This window comes from Corynebacterium sp. c7Ub_26, from assembly GCF_053760365.1.
Window position 1 is genome coordinate 179,573 of the sequence record NZ_JBSNBL010000002.1, and the last position, 21,546, is coordinate 201,118.

The 21,546-nt window shown below is 58.1% G+C and carries 18 protein-coding genes and 1 other RNA gene; 8 read left to right on the forward strand and 11 right to left on the reverse strand.

Annotated elements, in window-relative coordinates; translation table 11 throughout:
- The first annotated feature begins 63 nt into the window (after positions 1-63).
- From lipB to ACWORE_RS04145, 3 genes are read left to right on the forward strand one after another with little or no spacing between them, the layout of a single operon-like run.
- Positions 64-831: a lipoyl(octanoyl) transferase LipB gene (gene lipB / locus ACWORE_RS04135; protein ID WP_296138247.1), complete on the forward strand. Its 768-nt coding sequence runs from the start codon at positions 64-66 to the stop codon at positions 829-831.
- A 39-nt stretch (positions 832-870) separates the two neighbouring features.
- Positions 871-1,914 carry a lipoyl synthase gene (lipA, locus tag ACWORE_RS04140; RefSeq protein ID WP_455302775.1) on the forward strand — a complete coding sequence of 348 codons (1,044 nt, stop codon included), beginning with the start codon at positions 871-873 and terminating at the stop codon, positions 1,912-1,914.
- A 47-nt stretch (positions 1,915-1,961) separates the two neighbouring features.
- On the forward strand, positions 1,962-2,732 hold the full coding sequence (locus tag ACWORE_RS04145) for a DUF4191 domain-containing protein (protein ID WP_455302777.1): 771 nt from the start codon (positions 1,962-1,964) through the stop codon (positions 2,730-2,732).
- 17 nt (positions 2,733-2,749) lie between these two features.
- On the opposite strand, the gene ACWORE_RS04150 is transcribed toward ACWORE_RS04145, so the two are convergent.
- The gene (locus ACWORE_RS04150; protein ID WP_296138253.1) at positions 2,750-3,295 is read right to left on the reverse strand and encodes an RDD family protein; all 546 of its coding nucleotides are present in this window, start codon (positions 3,293-3,295) and stop codon (positions 2,750-2,752) included.
- Between the two features lie 255 nt (positions 3,296-3,550).
- On the opposite strand from ACWORE_RS04150, the gene glnA (ACWORE_RS04155) reads away from it, so the two are divergent.
- A complete protein-coding gene (gene glnA / locus ACWORE_RS04155) occupies positions 3,551-4,987 on the forward strand; it encodes a type I glutamate--ammonia ligase (protein ID WP_406605850.1) in 1,437 nt (478 codons plus the stop codon).
- 112 nt (positions 4,988-5,099) lie between these two features.
- On the opposite strand, the gene thrC is transcribed toward glnA (ACWORE_RS04155), so the two are convergent.
- The gene (gene thrC, locus ACWORE_RS04160) at positions 5,100-6,548 is read right to left on the reverse strand and encodes a threonine synthase (RefSeq protein ID WP_455302779.1); all 1,449 of its coding nucleotides are present in this window, start codon (positions 6,546-6,548) and stop codon (positions 5,100-5,102) included.
- A gap of 87 nt (positions 6,549-6,635) precedes the next feature.
- Positions 6,636-8,393, reverse strand: a complete 1,758-nt coding sequence (locus ACWORE_RS04165) for a pyruvate dehydrogenase (RefSeq protein ID WP_012731341.1) — start codon at positions 8,391-8,393, stop codon at positions 6,636-6,638.
- Positions 8,394-8,743: 350 nt separating this feature from the next.
- Between ACWORE_RS04165 and ACWORE_RS04170 the strand changes: the two genes are divergently transcribed.
- Positions 8,744-9,259: a MarR family winged helix-turn-helix transcriptional regulator gene (locus tag ACWORE_RS04170; protein WP_052722329.1), complete on the forward strand. Its 516-nt coding sequence runs from the start codon at positions 8,744-8,746 to the stop codon at positions 9,257-9,259.
- Here the strand turns inward: ACWORE_RS04170 and ACWORE_RS04175 are convergent.
- From ACWORE_RS04175 to glnA (ACWORE_RS04185), 3 genes are all read right to left on the reverse strand, one after another.
- On the reverse strand, positions 9,256-9,891 hold the full coding sequence (locus ACWORE_RS04175) for a GtrA family protein (RefSeq protein ID WP_448235063.1): 636 nt from the start codon (positions 9,889-9,891) through the stop codon (positions 9,256-9,258). The genes ACWORE_RS04170 and ACWORE_RS04175 overlap by 4 nt on opposite strands.
- 119 nt (positions 9,892-10,010) lie before the next feature.
- Positions 10,011-13,391: a bifunctional [glutamine synthetase] adenylyltransferase/[glutamine synthetase]-adenylyl-L-tyrosine phosphorylase gene (locus ACWORE_RS04180; protein ID WP_455302782.1), complete on the reverse strand. Its 3,381-nt coding sequence runs from the start codon at positions 13,389-13,391 to the stop codon at positions 10,011-10,013.
- A 36-nt stretch (positions 13,392-13,427) separates the two neighbouring features.
- Positions 13,428-14,765, reverse strand: coding sequence for a type I glutamate--ammonia ligase (gene glnA, locus ACWORE_RS04185; protein WP_303122666.1), 1,338 nt, complete (start codon positions 14,763-14,765; stop codon positions 13,428-13,430).
- Positions 14,766-14,945: 180 nt separating this feature from the next.
- On the opposite strand from glnA (ACWORE_RS04185), the gene panB reads away from it, so the two are divergent.
- Positions 14,946-15,803, forward strand: coding sequence for a 3-methyl-2-oxobutanoate hydroxymethyltransferase (panB, locus tag ACWORE_RS04190; protein WP_455302784.1), 858 nt, complete (start codon positions 14,946-14,948; stop codon positions 15,801-15,803).
- Positions 15,804-15,831: 28 nt separating this feature from the next.
- Positions 15,832-16,575, forward strand: a complete 744-nt coding sequence (locus ACWORE_RS04195) for a CYTH domain-containing protein (RefSeq protein WP_455302786.1) — start codon at positions 15,832-15,834, stop codon at positions 16,573-16,575.
- Between the two features lie 7 nt (positions 16,576-16,582).
- On the opposite strand, the gene ACWORE_RS04200 is transcribed toward ACWORE_RS04195, so the two are convergent.
- Positions 16,583-16,774, reverse strand: a complete 192-nt coding sequence (locus ACWORE_RS04200) for an SPOR domain-containing protein (RefSeq protein ID WP_296138269.1) — start codon at positions 16,772-16,774, stop codon at positions 16,583-16,585.
- A gap of 181 nt (positions 16,775-16,955) precedes the next feature.
- Between ACWORE_RS04200 and ACWORE_RS04205 the strand changes: the two genes are divergently transcribed.
- Entirely contained in the window at positions 16,956-18,251 is a 1,296-nt protein-coding gene (locus ACWORE_RS04205; RefSeq protein ID WP_455302789.1) for a hypothetical protein, read from the forward strand.
- A 30-nt stretch (positions 18,252-18,281) separates the two neighbouring features.
- Here the strand turns inward: ACWORE_RS04205 and rnpB are convergent.
- The 4 genes from rnpB to ACWORE_RS04225 all read right to left on the reverse strand — a co-directional run bounded on the left by rnpB (position 18,282) and on the right by ACWORE_RS04225 (position 21,485).
- An RNA gene (gene rnpB, locus ACWORE_RS04210) (RNase P RNA component class A) lies at positions 18,282-18,739 on the reverse strand.
- Between the two features lie 11 nt (positions 18,740-18,750).
- Positions 18,751-19,428, reverse strand: a complete 678-nt coding sequence (locus tag ACWORE_RS04215) for a histidine phosphatase family protein (RefSeq protein ID WP_455302791.1) — start codon at positions 19,426-19,428, stop codon at positions 18,751-18,753.
- Positions 19,428-20,177: a zinc ribbon domain-containing protein gene (locus ACWORE_RS04220; protein WP_455302793.1), complete on the reverse strand. Its 750-nt coding sequence runs from the start codon at positions 20,175-20,177 to the stop codon at positions 19,428-19,430. The genes ACWORE_RS04215 and ACWORE_RS04220 overlap by 1 nt, the downstream gene beginning before the upstream one ends.
- A 189-nt stretch (positions 20,178-20,366) precedes the next feature.
- On the reverse strand, positions 20,367-21,485 hold the full coding sequence (locus ACWORE_RS04225; protein WP_406605839.1) for a Nif3-like dinuclear metal center hexameric protein: 1,119 nt from the start codon (positions 21,483-21,485) through the stop codon (positions 20,367-20,369).
- Between the last annotated feature and the right edge of the window lie 61 nt (positions 21,486-21,546).

The following is a 21,546-nucleotide window of genomic DNA, read 5'->3' on the forward strand; positions in this document are numbered from 1 at the left end:
CATGTCAGCGTCAACGTGTGGCCGGCCTCATTGGGGGCCGGCCACACGCGTACGATCAACCACATGGGTTATCAGCAAGGATCCATTCGAGCTGTTGACACCGACTACGACGTCGAATGGCTCGGACAAGTTGACTATATGGAGATGTGGCATCGGCAGGCCGAATACGCTCAACAACGGGCTGATGCGGCTGGGGCCACACGTGACGAACCCGACCGTGGCGTCGACAAGTTGTTGTTCCTCGAACACCCCGCGACGTACACAGCGGGTAAACGAACACAACCCGAAGACCTCCCTGACAATGACGACACACCGCTCATCCGCATCGACCGTGGCGGACGCATCACCTGGCACGGGCCAGGGCAGCTGGTGGGGTACCCGATCATTCGGTTAGCTCAGCCGCTCGATGTCGTCGATTATGTGCGACGCCTGGAAGAAGCACTCATCACGACGTGCCACACACTTGGCGTGACCAGTGCTGAGCGCGTTGAGGGCCGGTCGGGAGTATGGCTCCCCACCGACGTCGTCCGCGGGGAAATACGCCCTGAGCGGAAAATTGCGGCCATCGGACTGCGAGTGACGCGCGGAGTCACCATGCACGGCTTCGCTCTGAACTGCGATAACTCGCTCGAGCCCTATAACCACATCGTTCCTTGCGGCATCAGTGATGCCGGGGTGACAACGCTGACAGAAGAACTTGGACGCGATATCCACCCCCATGACATCGTCGGCCTCATGCGGGACTCTCTTATCGCGGCGCTGGATGGGACACAACCGATCACTACCAGCACAATTCCCGACGATGGACATAAGCGCATCAAAGTTCAGTAGGATGTGTACGACGACACACTCAAAAACAAGGTAGAAGACATGGCAGTTGCACCGAACGGACGACGACTTCTCCGCATCGAAGCACGGAACGCCCAAACCCCCATTGAAGCGAAACCGCGGTGGATCCGGACTACCGCAACCATGGGCCCCGAATTCCGCGACATGAAGAAACGCGTCAAAGGCGCTGGTCTTCACACCGTCTGCCAGGAAGCAGGATGCCCCAACATCCACGAGTGCTGGGAAGACCGTGAGGCCACCTTCCTTATCGGTGGCGATACGTGTTCCCGCCGTTGCGACTTCTGCGACATTAAATCCGGTCGCCCTGAGCCACTCGATGAGGACGAACCTCGTCGCGTTGCAGAAAATGTCCGTGAGATTGGGTTGCGCTACTCCACCATTACCGGGGTCACCCGTGATGATCTGCCCGACGAGGGCGCGTGGTTATACGCCGAGGTTGTTCGGCAAATCCACAAGCTCAACCCCAACACCGGCGTCGAGAACCTCACTCCCGATTTTTCGGGGAAGCCCGATCTTCTTCAGACCGTATTTGAGGCTCGGCCGGAAGTGTTTGCCCACAACTTGGAGACCGTGCCTCGCATTTTTAAGCGCATCCGCCCTGCGTTCCGTTATGAGCGAAGCCTGGATGTTATCCGCCAGGCGCGTGATTTCGGCTTAGTCACCAAATCAAACTTGATCCTTGGGATGGGTGAAACGGTTGACGAGGTGAAATCCGCCATGCGCGACCTTCGCGATGCCGGTTGCGACATCTTGACGGTGACCCAGTATCTCCGCCCGTCTAACCTGCACCACCCCATCGAAAGGTGGGTAAAACCCGAAGAGTTCGTCATGTACCGCGATTATGGGCATGACATTGGGTTCGCTAGTGTGATGGCCGGGCCGTTGGTGCGGTCCTCCTACCGCGCAGGCCGGCTGTATGCGCAGGCGATCAAGGCACGCGGCGAAGAACTCCCCGCTAATCTGCGTCACCTGGGTGAGGGAATCGACGACACTGCCTCTCAGGAGGCTTCCACCCTGCTGTCCAAGTACGGGGCCAGCCGCGAGACACCAGTTGACGCTCGTTAACGCTCACTGATTCCACCGACCGGACGTCCATCGCCTATCCTGAACGTATGGCGAAGAACGACCGCGCAAAGGAAGAAAAGAAGGCTCAGCGCTCCGCTAAACGGGCACAGCGTAAACAAACACGCAGCCAGATGTGGCAGGCTTTCAACATCCAGCGCAAGCAGGACAATAAGCTCATCCCCTACATGCTGTTGGCTCTCCTGCTGCCCGCTGTCCTACTTTTCCTACTCGGCTTCGTGTGGGGCAACAAGTGGCTGTGGTTAATCATCGGCCTCATTCTCGGCGCCACACTTGCGATGCTTGTTTTCAGCCGACGCTTACAGCGGTCGGTTTACGATCGCGCATCTGGTCAAGCCGGTGCTGCGGGATGGGCGCTAGACAACATGCGTGATGGCGTTGGCATGAAATGGGTCACCAAACAGGGCGTCCAAGTCAACAACCACATGGATCTTGTTCACCGCGTTGTCGGCACACCCGGTGTTGTCCTCGTCGGTGAAGGGGAGAAGCAACGGATCAAGCTCATGATGGATAACGAACGTCGTCGCCTGGCCCGCATTGTCGGCGATACCCCCATCTACGAAGTGGTGTCGGGCGAGGGTGAGGACGAAGTCCCCATTAAGAAGCTGCAGCGCCATTTGATGAAGTTGCCACGCAACATCAAGAAGCAAGAAGTGGATTCATTGACTAGCCGGATCGAGTCCCTGGACAATGTGCGCGGAAATATGGGAATGCCGAAGGGCCCCGTCCCGAACCAGGCCAAGGTGCAAAAGGGAATGAACCGCCGAGCACGTCGGGCTGCGCAGCGAAACAAGCACTAGGTGCTACGTATTAGGCGCTACGCCCTAATCACCACCGTCCCCGTCGCACGGTCATGCATGCCTCTTAAGTCTGAGTCGCAGATCGCTGCCGGGAGGATAAAGATTGTCAAGAGGGTGCGGACAACGGCACGCCACAAGCCGACGCGAGCATCGCGCTGGTCTACTCGCGCAACTCCCATTCCTAGCATCAGTTGGCCCGGGGTGCGCGCAAAAAGCCATACTGAAACGATCCCTACAACGACATAGACGATGATGTTCGTCGTCGCGGCAAAATTGCCCCACACTAATTCGGTTTGTTTTCCGTCGCTCGAAGTGGGTCCCACGATATAAAACAAGATGCCGGTGATGGCCATGGAAACGAGCCAATCCAGGACAACTCCCCCGCACCGTCGCATAATCGACGCTTGAGACCCAGAGCCTGACTTTGTCAGCCCCAGTTTTTCACCAGGCCATCGCGATTGAACAAGCCCATCGTTTTCGCCGGGGATTTGTGGCCCTTCAAGCCAACTCGTGCGTTCTGATCGCTGGTTTTGTTTCCGCTCGCGTGCCCGATCCTTTGCCATAGAACGCACTTTACCTGCCACATGTTCTCGACGGCAGGTGGCTCGTCGTACGTTCGCCGTTGTAGACGCCCCATTTGGGGGCACAACCGTGCCAGCACCGCCACTTTTGTGGAGGAGATCGCGTCTGTCCAGGACGTAACATTAACGAAACATATCTTTATCCCCAGAGCAACACCTTTACTTTAAAGTGGAAAGTAATGCTCGGTCACTTACAGATATTCCCGACCGACCGAGAGAAATCTGCGAGGAGTCACAGTGGCTTTCACTAATGCTGAAGATGTCACCAAGTACATCAAAGATAACGACGTCGAGTTCGTCGACATTCGCTTCACGGATGTCCCCGGCGTCGAGCAGCACTTCACCATTCCGGCCGATGCTTTCGATGAAGACGTCATCAACGAGGGACTCGCTTTCGATGGTTCGTCCGTCCGAGGGTTCACCACTATCGACGAATCCGACATGGCTCTCATGCCAGACCTGGCGACGGCCCAGCTCGATCCGTTTCGCAAGGCGAAGACGCTGAACATGAAGTTCTTCGTCCACGATCCGCTGACTGGCGAAGCCTTCTCCCGTGACCCACGTAACGTTGCCCGTAAGGCAGAGGAATACCTCGCCTCCACCGGCATCGCTGACACCTGCTTCTTCGGGGCTGAAGCTGAATTCTATATCTTCGATTCCGTCCGGTACAGCACCGACATCAACAACGCTTTCTACGAAGTTGATTCCGTCGAGGGCTGGTGGAACCGAGGCGCGGAAGAAGAGCGTGACGGGTCCGAGAACCTCGGCTACAAGACCCGCATCAAGGGTGGCTACTTCCCCGTCGCTCCGTACGATCACTTCCAGGATCTCCGCGACGACATGTCCCGCAACCTGATCAACGCTGGTTTTGAGCTTGAGCGTGCTCACCACGAAGTCGGTACCGGTGGACAGCAGGAAATCAACTACAAGTTCAATACGCTGCTTCACGCTGCCGATGACCTGCAGACATTCAAGTACATCATCAAGAACACCGCATGGCAGGAAGGCAAGTCCGCCACCTTCATGGCGAAGCCCCTCGCCGGCGACAACGGTTCCGGTATGCACGCTCACCAGTCACTCTGGAAGGACGGCTCGCCGCTGTTCTACGACGAGGCTGGCTACGGCGGACTGTCCGACACCGCCCGCTACTACATCGGCGGCATCCTGAAGCACGCTGGTTCAGTGTTGGCCTTCACCAACCCCACGCTGAACTCCTACCACCGCCTGGTTCCTGGCTTCGAGGCCCCCATCAACCTGGTGTACTCGCAGCGCAACCGCTCGGCAGCGATCCGCATTCCGATCTCTGGATCCAACCCGAAGGCAAAACGCGTCGAATTCCGTGCACCGGACCCGACGGGTAACCCCTACTTCGGTTTCGCCGCGATGATGATGGCCGGCTTGGACGGCATTAAGAACCGCATCGAGCCGCACGCTCCGGTTGACAAAGACCTCTACGAGCTTCCGCCCGAGGAGGCCGCTGACATTCCGCAGGCTCCCACCAGCCTCGAGGCAGCTCTGGCTTCCCTGGAGAAGGATCACGACTTCCTCACCGAGGGCGACGTCTTCACCGAGGATCTGCTGGATACGTACCTCAAGTACAAGTTCGACAACGAAATTACGCCGGTCCGCCTGCGCCCAACCCCGCAAGAATTTGAAATGTACTACGACTGCTAAATAGCAAGGGCATATAGCCAGCTAGCACGCAAAAACCCGTTGTTCTCGCATATCAACGAGGGCAACGGGTTTTCTATGTCTTGCAGGCGATCATCCAATCCCAGCCGTGAGGCTAATTCGTCACATCAGAGTTGGCTATGGACTCGCGAATGAAGTCCTTCACCGCATTAGCGTCATTGGGCAGATCAGCCACATGCCGACCACCCTGCATGATGTCCGCAAAGCGGTCTGGTGTTTCCGGCTCCTCGCCTAAAGCCTCCCGCATTGTGTCAGCAAACTTCACCGGTAACGCTGTCTCCAGGCAGACAATCGGCGTGTGGACCGCCTCTCTCTGCTGCCACGCCACGGTCACGCCATCAGCAGTGTGCGGGTCAATATCGACGCCGTAGTCATCGTGCACGCGTTTGATCGTCGCTAAGCGATCAGCATGGGTCGACTTCCCGGAGCGGAAACCAAATTTCTCCGCCAGCGACGGGAACGCAGGATCGCCTGCGAGATCGAACCCGCCCTCACGCACTCTCTTGCCGAACAGGTCCGCGGTGCGGGCAACGTCGCGCCCCAGAACGTCGAAAATAAATCGCTCGAAGTTGGACGCCCGAGAAATATCCATCGAAGGGCTCGACGTCGCTAAAGTCTCACGCGCTGACCGCACCCGGTAGCTACCCGTGCGGAAGAATTCATCTAAGACATCGTTCTCATTTGTCGCGACAATGAGTTGGTCGATGGGCAGACCCATGCTCCGCGCGATATGGCCGGCGCAAATGTCCCCGAAATTGCCCGTGGGCACGCAGAAGCTGACTTTGCTCTCATTCGACTCGGTGGCGCGAATCCAACACGCCACATAGTAGACAACCTGCGCCATGAGCCTGGCCCAGTTGATCGAATTGACGGCTCCGATATGGAATTCGGCCTTGAAATCAGCATCTGATGAAATTTCTTTCACCACATCCTGACAATCATCGAATACACCATCTAAAGCAATATTAAAGATATTGGGATCATCCAAGTTAAACATTTGCGCTTGCTGGAATGGTGTCATCCGCCCGCGCGGAGTCAACATAAACACACGAATTCCACGGCGGCCGCGCATCGCATATTCCGCCGACGAACCTGTATCCCCCGAGGTCGCGCCCACAATATTCAAAGTGCTGGAGCGTCGCGATAATTCATATTCAAACAGTTCACCCAGCAACTGCATGGCCATATCTTTAAACGCGGCAGTCGGGCCTTCAGACAAATGGCCGATGAACAGGCCATCCTCCAGCTTACTGACCGGCACAATATCCGGGTTCGCAAACCGAGGAACACGATAAGCCCGCTGAGTCATCTGCTCGATATCATCGCGCGGAATATCGTCGACAAAATAGGAAATGATTTCCGCAGCTAAGGATGGATATCCCTGGTCATGAAGAAGGGACCGGAATCGGGATAAATCGGATGAATTCCACTGCGGGTAGGAATCGGGGACATAAAGGCCCCCATCGGGTGCAAGACCGCGGAGCAGAATATCGGAAAACGCCACAGGCGACTGGTGTGGATCACGGGTGGAGATGTATTTCACCCGATCCAGCCTAGCCGACTGTGGCGTTAAACCATGCCCCGATGCAGATTCATCGGGAAATTAACCGAAATGTAGCCAATTTCGTGACTAGCCAATTCCCTTAAATCCGGAAGGACGAGGAATATTACGCAGGTTGGAGTTCGCGATGTTAATCATCTTGCCGACGCCACCGTCGAGCACAGTGCGAACAGCAGCCTTAGTGAAGCCGCTGACCTGCTCCAGGGAGATGTCTGGCGGGATCGACAGCGCGTTCGGATCGGTCTGAACATCGATCAACACCGGGCCTGGGTGGGCCAGCGCCTCTTGGAGCGTCGAGCGGACGTCCTTCGGGTCCTCCACACGGTAGGACTTGATTCCCACCGCGCGAGCAATGTCAGCGTAATTGAACTTCGCGTGGTCGGTCCCGAAATCGGGAATACCCTGGACCATCATTTCGAGCTTGACCATGCCCAGCGTGGAGTTGTTGAAAACCACCATCTTGATGGGCAGCTGGTGGAGCTTCACCGTCAGCAGCTCACCCATCAGCATGGAGAGCCCGCCATCGCCGGACATCGAAATGACCTGGCGCTTACGGTCAGCAGCTTGTGCGCCGATCGCCTGCGGCAAAGCATTCGCCATGGTCCCGTGGCGGTAGGACGCCAGCAGACGACGGTTCGGGCCGGCCATGATGTAGCGCGCGTGCCACACGTTGCACATACCGGTGTCGGCCGTGAAGATGGCGTCGTCGTCGGCCAAGTCGTCCAGGTTGTATGCCAGGAATTCAGGGTGAATCGGCGTGTGCTTGGAGACGTTCTTGGTGTACGCCGAGATGACGTGCTTCAGGTTCCGCTGCTGCTTCTTGAGCATGGAATCAAGGAAGCTGCGGTCGGTCTTTTCCTTCAACAGGGGGAGCAGCTCCGCCATGGTGGACTTCACGTCACCAACAACCGGGTATTCGACGTGGGTGCGTCGGCCGATGTGAGCACCGTTAATGTCGATCTGCGCAGTGGGCGTCGTCGGCAAGAAGTCGGTGTAGGGGAAGTCGGTACCGACCAAGATCAAGAGGTCAGCATTGTCGAATGCTGCAGTACATGCACCGTAACCGAGGAGGCCGGACATACCGACGTCATACGGGTTGTCGTAGTGCAGAACTTCCTTACCGGCGTACGAGTGGCCGACAGGCGACTTAATCTTCTCCGCGACGGCGAAGAGCTCATCGCGAGCACCGGCGCAACCGATACCGCCGAACATTGTCACCTTGTCAGCCTTGTTGATGGCGTCGGCAAGGTCGCGGAGCTGCTTCCGGCTGGGGTGTACTTCCCCGTTCTGAACAGAGAAGTTGCCTTCCAGCGACGGGGTCTCCACGGCCTCCTGCATGGAGATGTCACCAGGGAAGGACACGACAGACACACCGTGACCAGCCAAGGTCGACTGGATGGCGGCGTGAATACAGCGGCCGGCCTGAGCAGCTGAGTTCACCAATTCGCAGTACCCAGAGCATTCTTCGAAAAGCTTCTCGGGGTGCGTTTCCTGGAAGAAACCGGAACCGATTTCCTTCGACGGGATCTGGCTAGCGAGGGCCAAGACCTTGCCACCGTTGCGGTGAGCGTCGTACAGCCCCTGAATCATGTGTGTATTACCCGGACCACACGATCCAGCGCACACGGAGAGCTCGCCGGTAACAACGGAGTGAGCACCGGCCGCGAAAGCAGCAGACTCCTCGTTATAGCAGTGAACCCACTCGATTGAACTTTGCCGGATAGCGTCAACAATCGGGTTAAGACTGTCGCCCACCAAGCCGAACACTCTGCTAACACCCTGCTTTTCTAGGGCATCTACTAGCTGTTCTGCGACATTACGTGCCATTAATTACCTTCCTAAGGTTCTTAACACTTTCTGAGGTACCACAAGCTTGAGGTCTCCAAGGGTCTCCATGGAGGATGTATCGAAAGATCAGCCCGGGTAAACCGTTCGCGATACTGTGTCTACTCCCCTTGCCACATAGAGAGCAACGCGCTTCACCGCGCGTACACACCGCTATTTATGATACATCAACTAACAAAGGTGCACTTTACCTATCTACCTGCGCGAATAACATTCAATTGAGACCTACCTAACATGGCTATATTCAATGTGACTTTCACCGAGAGACATCGCGCGGACCCTAGCCCAGACTTACACAGCGAACGCCACCTACTACACCGTATGATGACAACATGTCCGATTCTTCCGCGATCTGGCTGAGCCCGCAGCAACAACACGTCTGGCGATCGTTCTTACGATTTCATGATGAACTCAACACGGTGATCGCCCGGCAACTACATAACGAGGGCGATCTGTCCCTCGCAGACTTTGAGGTCCTCGTCAATTTAAGCGAAGCCCCCGACGGGGAACTCCGTGTCACACTTCTGGCCGACCGTATGCTGTGGGAGCGCAGCCGACTGTCACATCAGGTCAGCAGAATGCAGAAACGTGGTCTCGTTATTCGTAACGACGACCCCCACGACGGGCGCGCTTCTGTCGTCTCTGTCACCGATAAGGGCCGAAAAGCTATTGAGCACGTCGCTCCCGGTCACGTCGACACTGTGCGCAGGAACCTTTTCGCACAATTAGAGGATGGCGACGTCGACTATCTCTCGGGTGTTTTCGATCGGCTTCTGAACGCTATCCACACCAACAATCCCGAGATACCCACGTGTGCATGCCCGCCAGCGGAGACTACGCGGACTTAGCCTTTGCGGGATAGCTCCCGATCACGGAGTTGTTTTTCGGTCAACAATTCGTACTTGTCGGGCACGCGGGAGACGCGGACAGCTTTGAATGTCCACAGTTTGTTGACCACAAAGTTCACGGGCATGGCCACAAAAATGCCGATCAGGTTGGCCCAGTACAGTTGGTTTCGGACCCCGGTGGAGCTGTCGAAAATGCGGGGTGAGAGTTCCAGCGGGGAGGTCGGGTTCATCAGTAGAGTCATCACGATTTGCGAGACCACCCAGCTCAGCAGGCCGACAGCGAAGAAGGCCAGGAATTCACGGAGCCAGCGGCCGTGGCCATGAGACTTGAACGTCCACCAACGGTTGATTTGGAAATTCCAGGTGTTTGCCACGACGAACGCGATGGTTGCGAAAATGTGGTACCAGCGCAGGTGGAAGCGGGTTCCTAGAAGGTTGAGCACGGTGTCATGTGGTGTGACATCAAACCCCCAGCCGAAGAGCTTGTTCGCGATCACCAAAGCCACCATGTTCACGATGACTCCTGAGCCGCCGACCAGCCCAAACTTGGTGAACTGGATAAGTGTGTTCCCGTACCGGGAAATCACGATCGATGATCGCTCGCCCACATTAACTCCGTACTGTTTTGTCACTCATGTCCTGCATGCGCCGGCCAGGCCCGGCCAGACATGGATACTCTAACGAATCCGCGACACCTGTCGACAACTCCACGCGTGACATTTATCGCTCCTACGATTCCTCTGACGGGGACTCAGCGATGCATAAACTCATCCTCCCCCCAGAAGACCCGATCGATTACTTTCCTCGCTTGGCGGGTAACTTTCAAGTAGTTGTCCAAAAACTCCTGGTAGTGCTCGGGTTCCCACCCCGCGGCGCCAGCTGTGTGCGCCAGCGCAGCACCTGGCTCGGGTAGCTGATCGGTCCGCTTTCCGCGCACCAAGACAAGGGCGTTGCGCGCTTTCGTCGCTGTTTGCCATGCGGTGCGCAAAGTTTCACAGTCCTCAGGATCGAGGAGCCCGACGTTTTCGATAGCGCGGAGGGTCGCCATCGTTGATGTATTGTGCAGCTCCGGGTACTCGTGCGCGTGTTGGAGCGTCAGCAGCTGCACTGTCCATTCAATGTCGGTCAATGCACCGCGGCCCAGTTTCGTGTGGGTGTTGCGGTTGGCCCCACGGGGCAGGCGCTCTTCATCGACGCGGGCTTTCATGCGACGTACTTCCCGTACCGTCGCATCGCTCACACCGCCCTCCGGGTAGCGGAACTTGTCGATCATGTGGAGGAAGCGGCGGCCTAAGTCTTCATCGCCGGCGATCCACGTTGCACGCAGCAGCGCCTGTACTTCCCAGGTTTCGCCCCACCGTTCGTAGTACGCGTGGTACGAGTTCAGTGTCCGCACGGTCGGGCCGTTACGGCCCTCGGGGCGAAGATCAAGGTCGACATCCAACCGTGGGTCCTGCGAGGGCTTCGCTAGCCGACGTCGCACAGCGTCGCCGATGCCGATGGCCCATTTCACGGCGTCTGCCTCGCTCACGTGATCGTGGGCGGGTTCGCAGACAAACAGCACGTCGGCGTCCGATCCATAGCCCAGCTCGCCCCCACCGAGGCGCCCCATGCCTATCACGGTCATCCTCGCCGGGATTGGTTCGTCGGGGTGTGTGGCCGTCCACCCGTGGATCTCCGCGTAGAGGGCTGCTTCCAGGACCGCGTCCCACACGAGAGACAAGCTGTGGCACACGTCGGCCAGGGACATCATCCCCAACAGATCGGCACACGCGATGCGGGCTAGTTCTTTACGACGCAGCGACCGGGCCGCGGCAATCGCTTTATCGGGGTCTTTGTGCCTGCTCGCGGTGGTGACAAGGGACCGCGTCACCGTGGACGCGTTGACCTCCGTGAGCTTCGGGCCGTTGGCGCCGTCGCCAAGAATTTTGACGACGTTCGGCGCGGCCAGAATTAAGTCCGTGGCGTAGGGCGAGGTTCCCAAAATGTGCATGAGGCGACGGCCAACGATCCCCTCATCCCGGAGCATCCTGAGGAACCACGGGTCGTGGTAGAGCACGTCGGAGAGTTTGCGGTATGCCAGGAGGCCCGCGTCGGGGTCGGAGGTGTCGCCCAACCACTCCATGAGGGTGGGGAGCAGCATCGCTTGGATGCGATCCTTGCGAGTTGTCCCCGACGCCAGCGCTTTGAGGTGCTCGTACGCACGATCCGGGAACTGATATCCCAGCACGGCTAGCTGGCGGCGGGCGGCGTCGGGAGACAGTCGCGCGGTTTCGTCGTCGATAAGAGCGACGGCATTAAGCAGTGGCCGGAAGAAAAGTTTGTTGTGCAGGCTGTGAATTTGGCGCGATGCTCGCTCGATGAGCTTTTTGAGCGATTCGATGCTCGTCATGGAGGACGTGGAGCCGATGCCGCACGAGCGCGCGAGCCATCGGAGTGCATCCTCGTCGTCTGGCTCGGGCAGCATGTGTGTGCGTTTGATCCGCTGCAGCTGAAGCCGGTGCTCCAGCAACCGCACGAATTCATAGCAGGCGATGAGTTGCGACCCATCTTCCCGGCCGACGTATCCTCCGCGAATGAGGGCCTGAAGAGCACTGATTGTTGACCGGACTCGCAAATCGGCATCGATCCGGCCATGGACCATCTGCAGCATCTGGACTGCGAATTCAACATCTCGAAGCCCCCCGACGCCGAGTTTGAGCTCCCGCGCTTGCTGTTCTTTGGGAATGTTCTCGATGACCCGGCCCCGCATATGTTGGGTGTCGTCAACGAATGAGTCGCGCTGGGAGGCCTGCCACACGTGCGGCTGGATTGCCTGCACATAGGCTTTGCCTAAATCCATGGCGCCGGTCATGGGACGAGCCTTGAGCTGGGCCTGAAACTCCCAGGTATCGGCCCATCGATCGTAATAGCTCAGGTGGCTCTCGAGCGTGCGCACGAGCGCCCCACTTTTGCCTTCGGGGCGGAGGGCCGCATCCACCTCGAAGAAACACCGGGAGCCGACTTTGATGAATTCGCTGGCAACACGGGTTGTTTTCGCATCGGCGGTCTCACCTACGAAGATGACGTCGACGTCGGAGATGTAGTTGAGTTCGCGCGCGCCGCACTTCCCCATCGCGATGACCGCCAGCCGGGCATCCACGGCGTTGTTGTCGGGGTACACCGTGGCGACGGCTACCGCGAGTGCCGCTGTGAGCGCTGCGTCGGCGAGATCAGATAATGCGGCCGAGACCTCGACGAATCCCATGGGGTGGGCCATGGCGCGCTTGTCGTCGGGCGAGGCCGAGGCTGCTCCTCCGCTACCATCCTCTCCCCCGTGTGTCGCTGAATTGCCAGCCCGCGCTGAGCCACGTCGGCCGTCACCGTCGGGCTGGGATTGCTGAAAGACCCCGGACGGTATGGTGCTGGCCAAATCAGAGGCGGCGATGCGCATTAGTAGCGTGCGATACGTCATCTTGAGCTGGGTATATGCCGCGGTACCGGTTATTCCTGCGCGGTACATCCCGGCGTGAGAAATCCGTGGATCGACCGATCCTTCCCGGGCAGAGCCTTCACCCGACTGCGACGATGGCCTGGACGATGACCTGTTGTCTGGGGCCCCTGCTTCGTTCTTCCCCGGTTCGTTCCCCTCCGCTGAATCCGACGTCTCAGGCGCCTCCGACTCCTCGGTCTCCGGTTTCGCGATCGGCTCCGCCTCAACCGACGACAGCATCGCTGCCATCATTTCCTCCCTATGCGGGATCGGATCGGCGAATGATCTCCACAGGTGGGGGTTCGCCACCAGGTGATCCCCAAGCGCGGCAGAACCCCCGACCAGCGCTAGCGCACGTGACCGCACAACCTCGTTATTCCGCATAGCGTCAAGAAACGCAGTGGCCTCGTCGGAACCCGGCTTGAGATTTTCGTTCAGCCGGTAAAGGGTGTTGAGGGCCAATTCTGGGTCGCCGACATTGGCCAGGAGGTACAGGAGACCAAGCGACTCCTGGTTATCCCACCCCAGTTTTTCGAGGTCAGACGCTGCGTGAGTGCTGGTCAAACCCAAGGTGGACGGCGATGGCACGGCAGATCGTGTTCCGCGGGCCGTCCGGAGTCGCGGTTCGGGGGGTCGGTGGGGAGCGGGGAAGAAAGTCATGGGATCACGTGCTTTCGTTTCTGATCAGACCTGGCTTTAGTAGTCCAGCGTGGTGTCCAACTCCCATGGCGTGACCTGGCTTTGGTAATCATGCCATTCTTGCCATTTGTTGCGGAGGAAATACTCGAAGACGTGCTCACCGAGGGTGTCCGCAACAAGTTCTGAGCGCTCCATTTCACGGAGTGCCTCATCTAACGACGTCGGAAGGTCACGATAACCTAGCGCGCGACGTTCCCTGCGCGTCAGGGACGATATATCGTCCTCAGCCTGGGGCGGCAGATCGTAGCCTTCGCGCACGCCTTTCAATCCCGCTGCCAGGAGCACCGAAAATGCCAGGTAGGGGTTACATGCGCAGTCGGGGCTTCTCACTTCGACGCGACGTGACGAGGCTTTTGTCGAGGTGTATCGGGGTACACGAACCAAAGCTGATCGGTTAGACAGGCCCCATGTTGCCGACGTCGGCGCTTCATCCCCGAAGACCACGCGCTTGTACGAGTTGACCCACTGGTTCGTCACCGCCGAAATCTCGTTGGCGTGCTCCAAGATTCCCGCGACGAAAGACCGTGCGGTGGCCGACAAATTGAATTCATCGTCAGGATCGTGGAACGCATTCGTGTCACCTTCAAAGAGGGACATGTGGGTGTGCATGGCGGAGCCAGCCCTGTTAGCAAATGGCTTTGGCATGAACGTCGCCCGAACCCCGCTTTGCAAAGCGACCTGCTTAATGAGGAAGCGGAAGGTCATAATGTTGTCCGCCATGGACAGCACATCGTCGTAGCGGAGGTCGATTTCTTGCTGACCCGGCGCGGTTTCGTGATGCGAAAACTCAACGGATATGCCCATGGACTCCAGGGCAGTGATGGCATCCCGTCGGAATCCTGGGGCTTCGTCGTGGACGGCCTGGTCGAAGTATCCGCCATTGTCGGTCGGGATAGGTTCTTTGCCTTCCGTCATGAGGCTTCTGACGAGGAAGAACTCAATTTCGGGGTGGACGTAGGAGGTGAATCCGTCGTCGGCTGCTCTATTTAATTGCCGACGGAGGACCTGGCGGGGGTCAGCGTAGGAGGGTTGACCATCCGGCAGGGTGATGTCGCAGAACATCCGCGCGGAGGTGAGTTGACCCTCGTGAGGGAAGGGCAGCATTTGGAATGTGGATGGGTCTGGGCGGGCGATGGTGTCGGACTCTGACACGCGGGAGAAGCCCTCGATGGCTGACCCGTCGAATCCGATGCCTTCGGCGAATGCGCCTTCGAGTTCGGCGGGGGCGATGGCCACGGATTTTAAGTATCCCTGTACATCGGTGAACCAGAGGCGCACAAAGCGGATGTCGCGTTCGTCAAGGGTTCGGAGGACAAATTCTTGTTGCCGATTCATACCTACAGGGTAGTCGGTGGGTGGGACATGGGCGCGTGTTAGCCAGAGAGCGCGTGTATGTGAATAGAGTTTGATGCGTGGGAAAGCCCCCACACCCTTGCGCATCCGGTAGTCACGCCGATAGAAATACCCAGAGAAACCCCGAGACAATCCCTGTTCAGCTGAGAGAGGAACCAGCCCATGTCTGCCCACCCCGACGCTCCGCAACACTCAGAAAAGCCGAGGCGGAAGACTCGGATTCATCACCTCGATCAATTCAAACGCGACGGCAAGCGCTGGGCAATGCTGACTGCTTATGATTTCACGACAGCTCGTATTTTTGATGACGCCGAAATCCCTGTGCTTCTAGTGGGCGATTCTGCAGCCAACGTCATCTATGGGTATTCATCGACGACGGCGATCACGATGGAAGAACTCATCCCTCTGGCTGGAGCTGTGGTGAGAGGTGCTCCCCACGCACTCGTCGTCGCGGATCTGCCGTTCGGCGCCTACGAGCAATCGGATGAGCATGCCGTCGCTAATGCTGTGCGGATAATTCATGGCTCTGGAGCCGACATGGTGAAAATCGAAGGTGGCGAGCGAATCGCACCACGTATTCGGGCGATTACTCAGGCCGGAATTGCCGCGATGGCGCATATTGGGTTTACGCCTCAGTCGGTGTCATCGCTGGGTGGTTTCCGGGTGCAGGGGCGTGGCAGTGGGGCTGAACAGCTCAGCCGCGACGCGAAGGCTGTGTGTGAGGCCGGCGCGTCCGCCGTCGTGCTTGAAATGGTGCCGGAGGAGATTGCCCGGGAGATCACGGAGGAGCTTCCCATCCCCACTATCGGCATTGGTGCCGGCGCTGGAACGGACGGCCAAGTACTCGTCTGGCAGGATATGGCGGCGATACCGGCGGGGCGTCGCACACCGTCTTTTGTCGAGGAATTCGGGCAGATTGGCCAGGAACTGCGCGACGCTGCCCGGCGGTACCGGGACCGGGTAGCCGAAGGCACTTTCCCCGACGCTGACCACGCATTCTCGGACAACCCGAAGGCTTAAACGGCGGCACGCACCTACACTTGGCGTCATGAGTTATACTGATCAGCTGGAAGTCGAAGTTAAATTTGCCGTGGACGACGCCACCCCGGTGCCTGATTTTCCCGCGGTGGAGGGAGTCGCTGGGGTTGGGGCTGAACAGCGGTTTACGCTCTCGGCGACGTATTACGACACACCTGACCTCCAGTTGACCAGGTATAAAATCACGTTGCGACGTCGCAGCGGGGGCCCCGACGAAGGATGGCATCTCAAACTTCAGGGGATGCGCGGGCGTCGCGAAGTCCATGCCCCATTGGACGCGGGGGACGCAACGGACCCCCACCATGTGCATCCGCCTCGCACGCTACTTGAGGCACTTCATGAGGCACTGCCTGCTGCACCGGTGGACGATAACTCGGCGGACTTTATCGCCATCGCACAAGTTGACAACGAGCGGCACGTGACCGATGTGATGGTGGACTACCCCAGCTCGCACGGAGGTGCTGAATCAGTCGGAAGCGCTACCTCATACAAGGGAGCTGAATTCTGCGACGACCACGTCTCATCGCGCGGGCTCCTCGACGGTGGACAAGCCCAGCACTGGCGGGAATGGGAAATTGAACTCAGCCCCGAGATCCTCGACGATCACCACGATGGCGACGCCCAGCGCGATGCTCGTGGCTTTGCTGATGACTTTTTAGACCGACTCTCTCAGCACGCTCTAGCAGCTGGAGCGAAGAAATCGTCGAGTCCGTCCAAGCTCATCATGGCTATGGGCGATACCATGCCCGACTAGTCGTCGGTTAGTCCTCGTCGTCCCACTCTTCATCGGCTTCGTCGGCCTCTTGATTGCGCTCATGAGCTCGCTCAAGCGCGTGCTCGGCTTCTTCTTTGGAGTCATACGGGCCCATTCGGTTGAGCCAGCTCGACTTCTTCCCCTGCGAAACTTCCTGAGTTTCTGAATTGAAGTACCACTTTTGATCATCGGTGGCCATAACAAGTGCCCTTTCTGAAGTATGTGAAAACCGTCACCGCGTAAAAATCGCAATTTTTTCACAGGCGCATAACAAGTTTATTTCACTCTCGTCTACCTCGCCCGCGGTAGACCAATATCTACCTACCATTGTTCGTAGGCCTCAGTCTTTCAATCAAAAGCCTCTCAGCAGAAAGGATTTCATGTCCGGTTCACCCTCCCCTGCTTCGCTTACCGATGCGCATACTCGGGCATGGGGTGTTGATCCGACATGGATTGTTTCTGCACCCGGAACACTGGCGTGGCTGGGCGAATATGTCGCGCCCATTGGTGGAACCACAATTGCGCAGACGATCGAGCCGTCGGTTCAGGTCGCGATCAGTCTCACAACGACTACACCACAGGGCAACCACGATCAGCTAAACACATCTCAAAACGGTATGTCCTTCGGTATTCATTCGGCCGGTCCTTACCCCATTGCCGACGCTGACGACGTGGTGCGCACCGTGCTGGATACTGTGGCACATCAGCAAAGTGGGCTTCGACGGTCGACTCTCCTCTACGTGACGGTCATGTCCTCTATTCCACCCCGCGAAGGTTTCGGGGAACACGCTGCAGCCACCGCCGCGATAACCATGGCACTAGCGACGGCGCTATCCGGCAAGGATGATCCACCGTGCCCACCCACACTGGCCACGCTCACGGCGAAGGCACTCCGCCAGTCCGCGCACGCCCCCACATCCTGGTGGCGGCCGTCAGTCATTTTCCGCAGTCAGCCCGGGACGCTCACTCATCTCACACAGTTCGACGACGCCGTCACCGCGCTGCCTTTTACTGACGAACGGGAGCCTCTCCATCCAGTGATGCTCTCTGCTACGCCTACCGACGAGGACCTCGACCACATCCAGGCCTGGACCTCGAAAGCCCAGCGTAACGAAGCTTTCTTGTGGCGCGCATGTTCCACCTTCGGCGTCGAAGCGCTACGGGACTTGCCCTCTGCTCCGCAGCGTGTCCTGGAGTGGCTTGATATTTCCCGGCGCGACACGACTGCTGATGAACAGCAGCCGGACTATCCATCCGTGTTGGAGACTCGCCAGTGGCTGCAGTTATGCGGGCGGGATAGTTCACGTGCGCGCCACGCAGCGATGGACGTGAAATCGCGACGCACGACCCGGGTGGCCTCGATGCTCACGACGTCAGGCCACGAACTTATCGAGCTGGGTTCTGCTGCGACACCTACGCAGCAGCGAATACTGAGAGCCATTGCGACGCCTCCTGCCCCTGGCGTTATCGCGGAAATCCCTGCCCAGAGGATTTTTTCCGCACGGCCTATTCCCACCGCGTCCACGTCGGTACTCGCGTTGGTGAAGCCGGAGCAGGGTGGAGCTCAGCCAAAAGTTGGCGACAAGATGCAGAGCGACGGCCCACGGAACTGTGGAATTACAGTCACGGAATTGTCTTTCGCCAAGCCGGCACACATACAGCCCCCATACATGTAGCCAACGATGGTGCACCCCGCGCACGAAGGACGAATGAGCCGACCTATAAGCCGGATTTTGTCTGCCATGCGGGTCTCCCCTGGCATGGGAGGTAATCATCTATCTTGGACTGCCATCGCTGGCAGCCTCACGCGGCTTACCCGCGGACTTGGACGAGCAGCCCTCAAACGCCCGCGCCAGCGCACCAAAGCAGCGGTGCGCCATCATGCCTTGCTCCCGGAAGGGTTTACCTAGCCACCGCAGTCACCTGCAGTGCTGGTGCGCTCTTACCGCACCCTTTCACCCTTACCTGCAGATATTGCGTCTGCAGGCGGTCTACTTTCTGTTGCACGTGCCCTCAGGTCGCCCTGGGTTGCTGTTAGCAACATCCGTGCTCTGTGGAGTCCGGACTTTCCTCGACGACGGTCTGCGCAGCATCAGACAGGGTCTCTACAATCAGAGACTCACTGTGCTGTCGATTCCGCCCCCGCGATTACCCGGCCGGCTCAATCGCGAGGCTTCACTCTACCCCATCAACAAGATGCGCGGTGGAATTGATGGCCTGAACGCAGATCGGGCCGTCGTTATAAAAATCAACAATGCTGATCGACGACGTATCCAGGTGAAGCCGAACAAAGAAGTCAGAGTCGGCACACAAAGCGCGACGTAATACCGACTTTATGGGTGTCACATGGCTAACAAGCAGCAGGTTATCTCCCCAGTGCTGGTCAACGAGTTCCGTCACCGCTTGATGCACCCGCTGATCAACGGCCTGAACACTTTCTCCACCCGGTACGGGCAGGGTCCAATCTGTGAACCACTTTTCTTGCGTTTCGGCATAGTGATCGTGAACGTCCTTGAACGTTCTCCCATCCCATTCGCCAAAATCGAGTTCGATGAGGTTATCGACGACGTCGACGGGCAAGTCCGCAGACTGCTCCGCCCCCAGGCCCAGCTCTTCTGTGAGGTCATCGAGGGTTTGACGACAACGCAACGCAGGCGATGTCACTGCCGCGGTTAGGTCGGCATCTCGTAGCCATCGGCCTGCCCAGCGAGCCTGCCGGTGCCCCTCGTCGGTGAGAGGTATATCGGCGCGGCCAGCATATCTACCCTGCGTGGAGTACGGCGTTTGTCCATGCCGAAGTAACACCAACCGGCACCGCTGCGTCTCGGATGATCCCGGTTGCCAGGCAGCCATCAGGACGCTCCTTCCAGTTCAGGGTTGTACCGAATGAGGTATGTATTGCACTCCGGGCATTGGAGGAGTTCGTCGACAGGGGCCTTGCGAAATGCCGTTAACGTGGCGTTATCCAGTGACATGTGGCACCCCTGGCACACGCGGTCTATCAACTGGGCCGCTCCGACTCCGTGATCCTCACGCTGTATGTCATAAGCCTCGACGATCTCGTCGGGCAACTCGTTTTTAATAACCTGAACTTTTCGATGTTTTTCATCTATCCGCCGGCGCACCGCCATGATCGAGTCATCCAGTGCGCGACGAGCAGCGGCAACGGAATCACCCGAATCAATCGTTTCCGGCGGCTGATCTGGGCCATTAGGTCTTTTAAGGTGCTGGTCGCGCTGAGCTTCGATATCGTCGCGTTGAGATTCTAGTCGTGCTCGAATCCGCTGGGCAGCGTTAATATCATGGTTAAGGTCGCGTCGTCGTTCACGGTCTGAGGTCACGGTAAGCCGTTGGCGATCATCGGCTTCACGGCGACGAAGCTTAGCAATGTCACTATTGAGCTTGAATAATTCAGCATCCATCTCAGCGAGCGTGAGCGATGCTGTGACCGTGCGGGACCTCATCAGGGCTTCTCGCCGCAAAACTTCGTCGAGCCGATGTTTTTCTGGCAGATTGACTGCCTGCGCTTCTAGGACCTCAATGTCGTTGTGGAGCCGGGACATATCGAGAAGCCTCTTTTGATCCCGCACTGAGCATTTCATACTGTCCTCCTCCATCGTGACGGTTGATGTGTTAGGCACGACAGCACTAGCAGTTATATCTCTAAAACTAATTCTATGCCTAAGGGAACCGATCTAGAACGCTGCTCTCTAGTAAAACAGCAAACCGGCCCGCCGTGTGGCACTTAATGCCGCGCATCTCGGCAGGCCGTTGAGCTATTCGGACTCGTCCTACCGCTTCTTGGTGGCGTGGACTGTCCAGGGATCCGTCCTCACCTCAATCACCTCGGCGGGCAGACCCAACTGCTCACGCATCATGGTGGCCACGGATGCACACCACGGAAACTCGCTGGCCCAGTGCGCTGTATCCACCAAAACAGGCTTTCCGCGGCGGAGGTGCTCGTCGGCAGGATGGTGACGGAGGTCCGAAGTCACATACACATCGGTACCCACCGCCCGGGCTTGATCCAAGAAACTGTCGCCCGCTCCCGAGCACAACGCCACTGTCTCAATGCGCGTGTCGGGATCGCCAGCTGCTCTGATTCCTTCCACGGTTTCCGGTAGCGCGTCCGCAACCCTCTGGGCGAATTCCTTCAGCGTCGTTGGGCTAGCGAGTTTCCCGACGCGGCCAATCCCGCCGATCACACCGCCGCTCATGGTAACGCAATCAAAAGCGGGTTCTTCATATGGATGGGCGCGGGCAATAGCGTCGATAATGTCGTCGTCGAGGTTTGGACGAGCAACAAATTCCACTCTTACCTCGGTGGCATACTCGATCTTGCCGACGCTACCTAACGCCGGGTGGGAACCATCCTCCGGCAAAAACTGGCCTGTGCCCTCAGCCTCGAAACTGCAGTGGGAGTACTGGCCGATCTTGCCCGCCCCCACGGCGAATACTGCGTCCTTCACTTCCTCAACATGGTCGACGGGAATCATTACGCCCCACTTATGCAGCGTTGCTTTAATGGGCTTGAGTGGTTTCGTCTCTGTCACGCCTAAAAGGTCTGCCAAAATATCGTTGACACCACCCTGAGCAGCGTCAGCATTGGTGTGGGCGGCAAATAGCGCGCAGTCGTTTTTTATCAACCGGTGGAGTAACCGGCCCTTCGGATCATCCGTCGCTACGGAATGAGTGTCCTTCAACAACAACGGGTGATGGACAATAAGCATGTTCGCGCCCCTGTCGATGGCATGATCAACGACGGCATCCGTGGCCTCTAACGCGACGGCGACCCGAAAAACACTCGCGGACGGATGCCCGCAGATGAGGCCTACGCGATCCCACTCTTCTGCCAGGACAGGGGGGAAGGCGGCCTCCAGGGTTTGACAAATATCAGCGACTGTAGTCATAGCCCTATTGTGGCATGAGGCTAGGACACGGCTTAGCCAAAAACGCTTCGCCGGTGTGCGC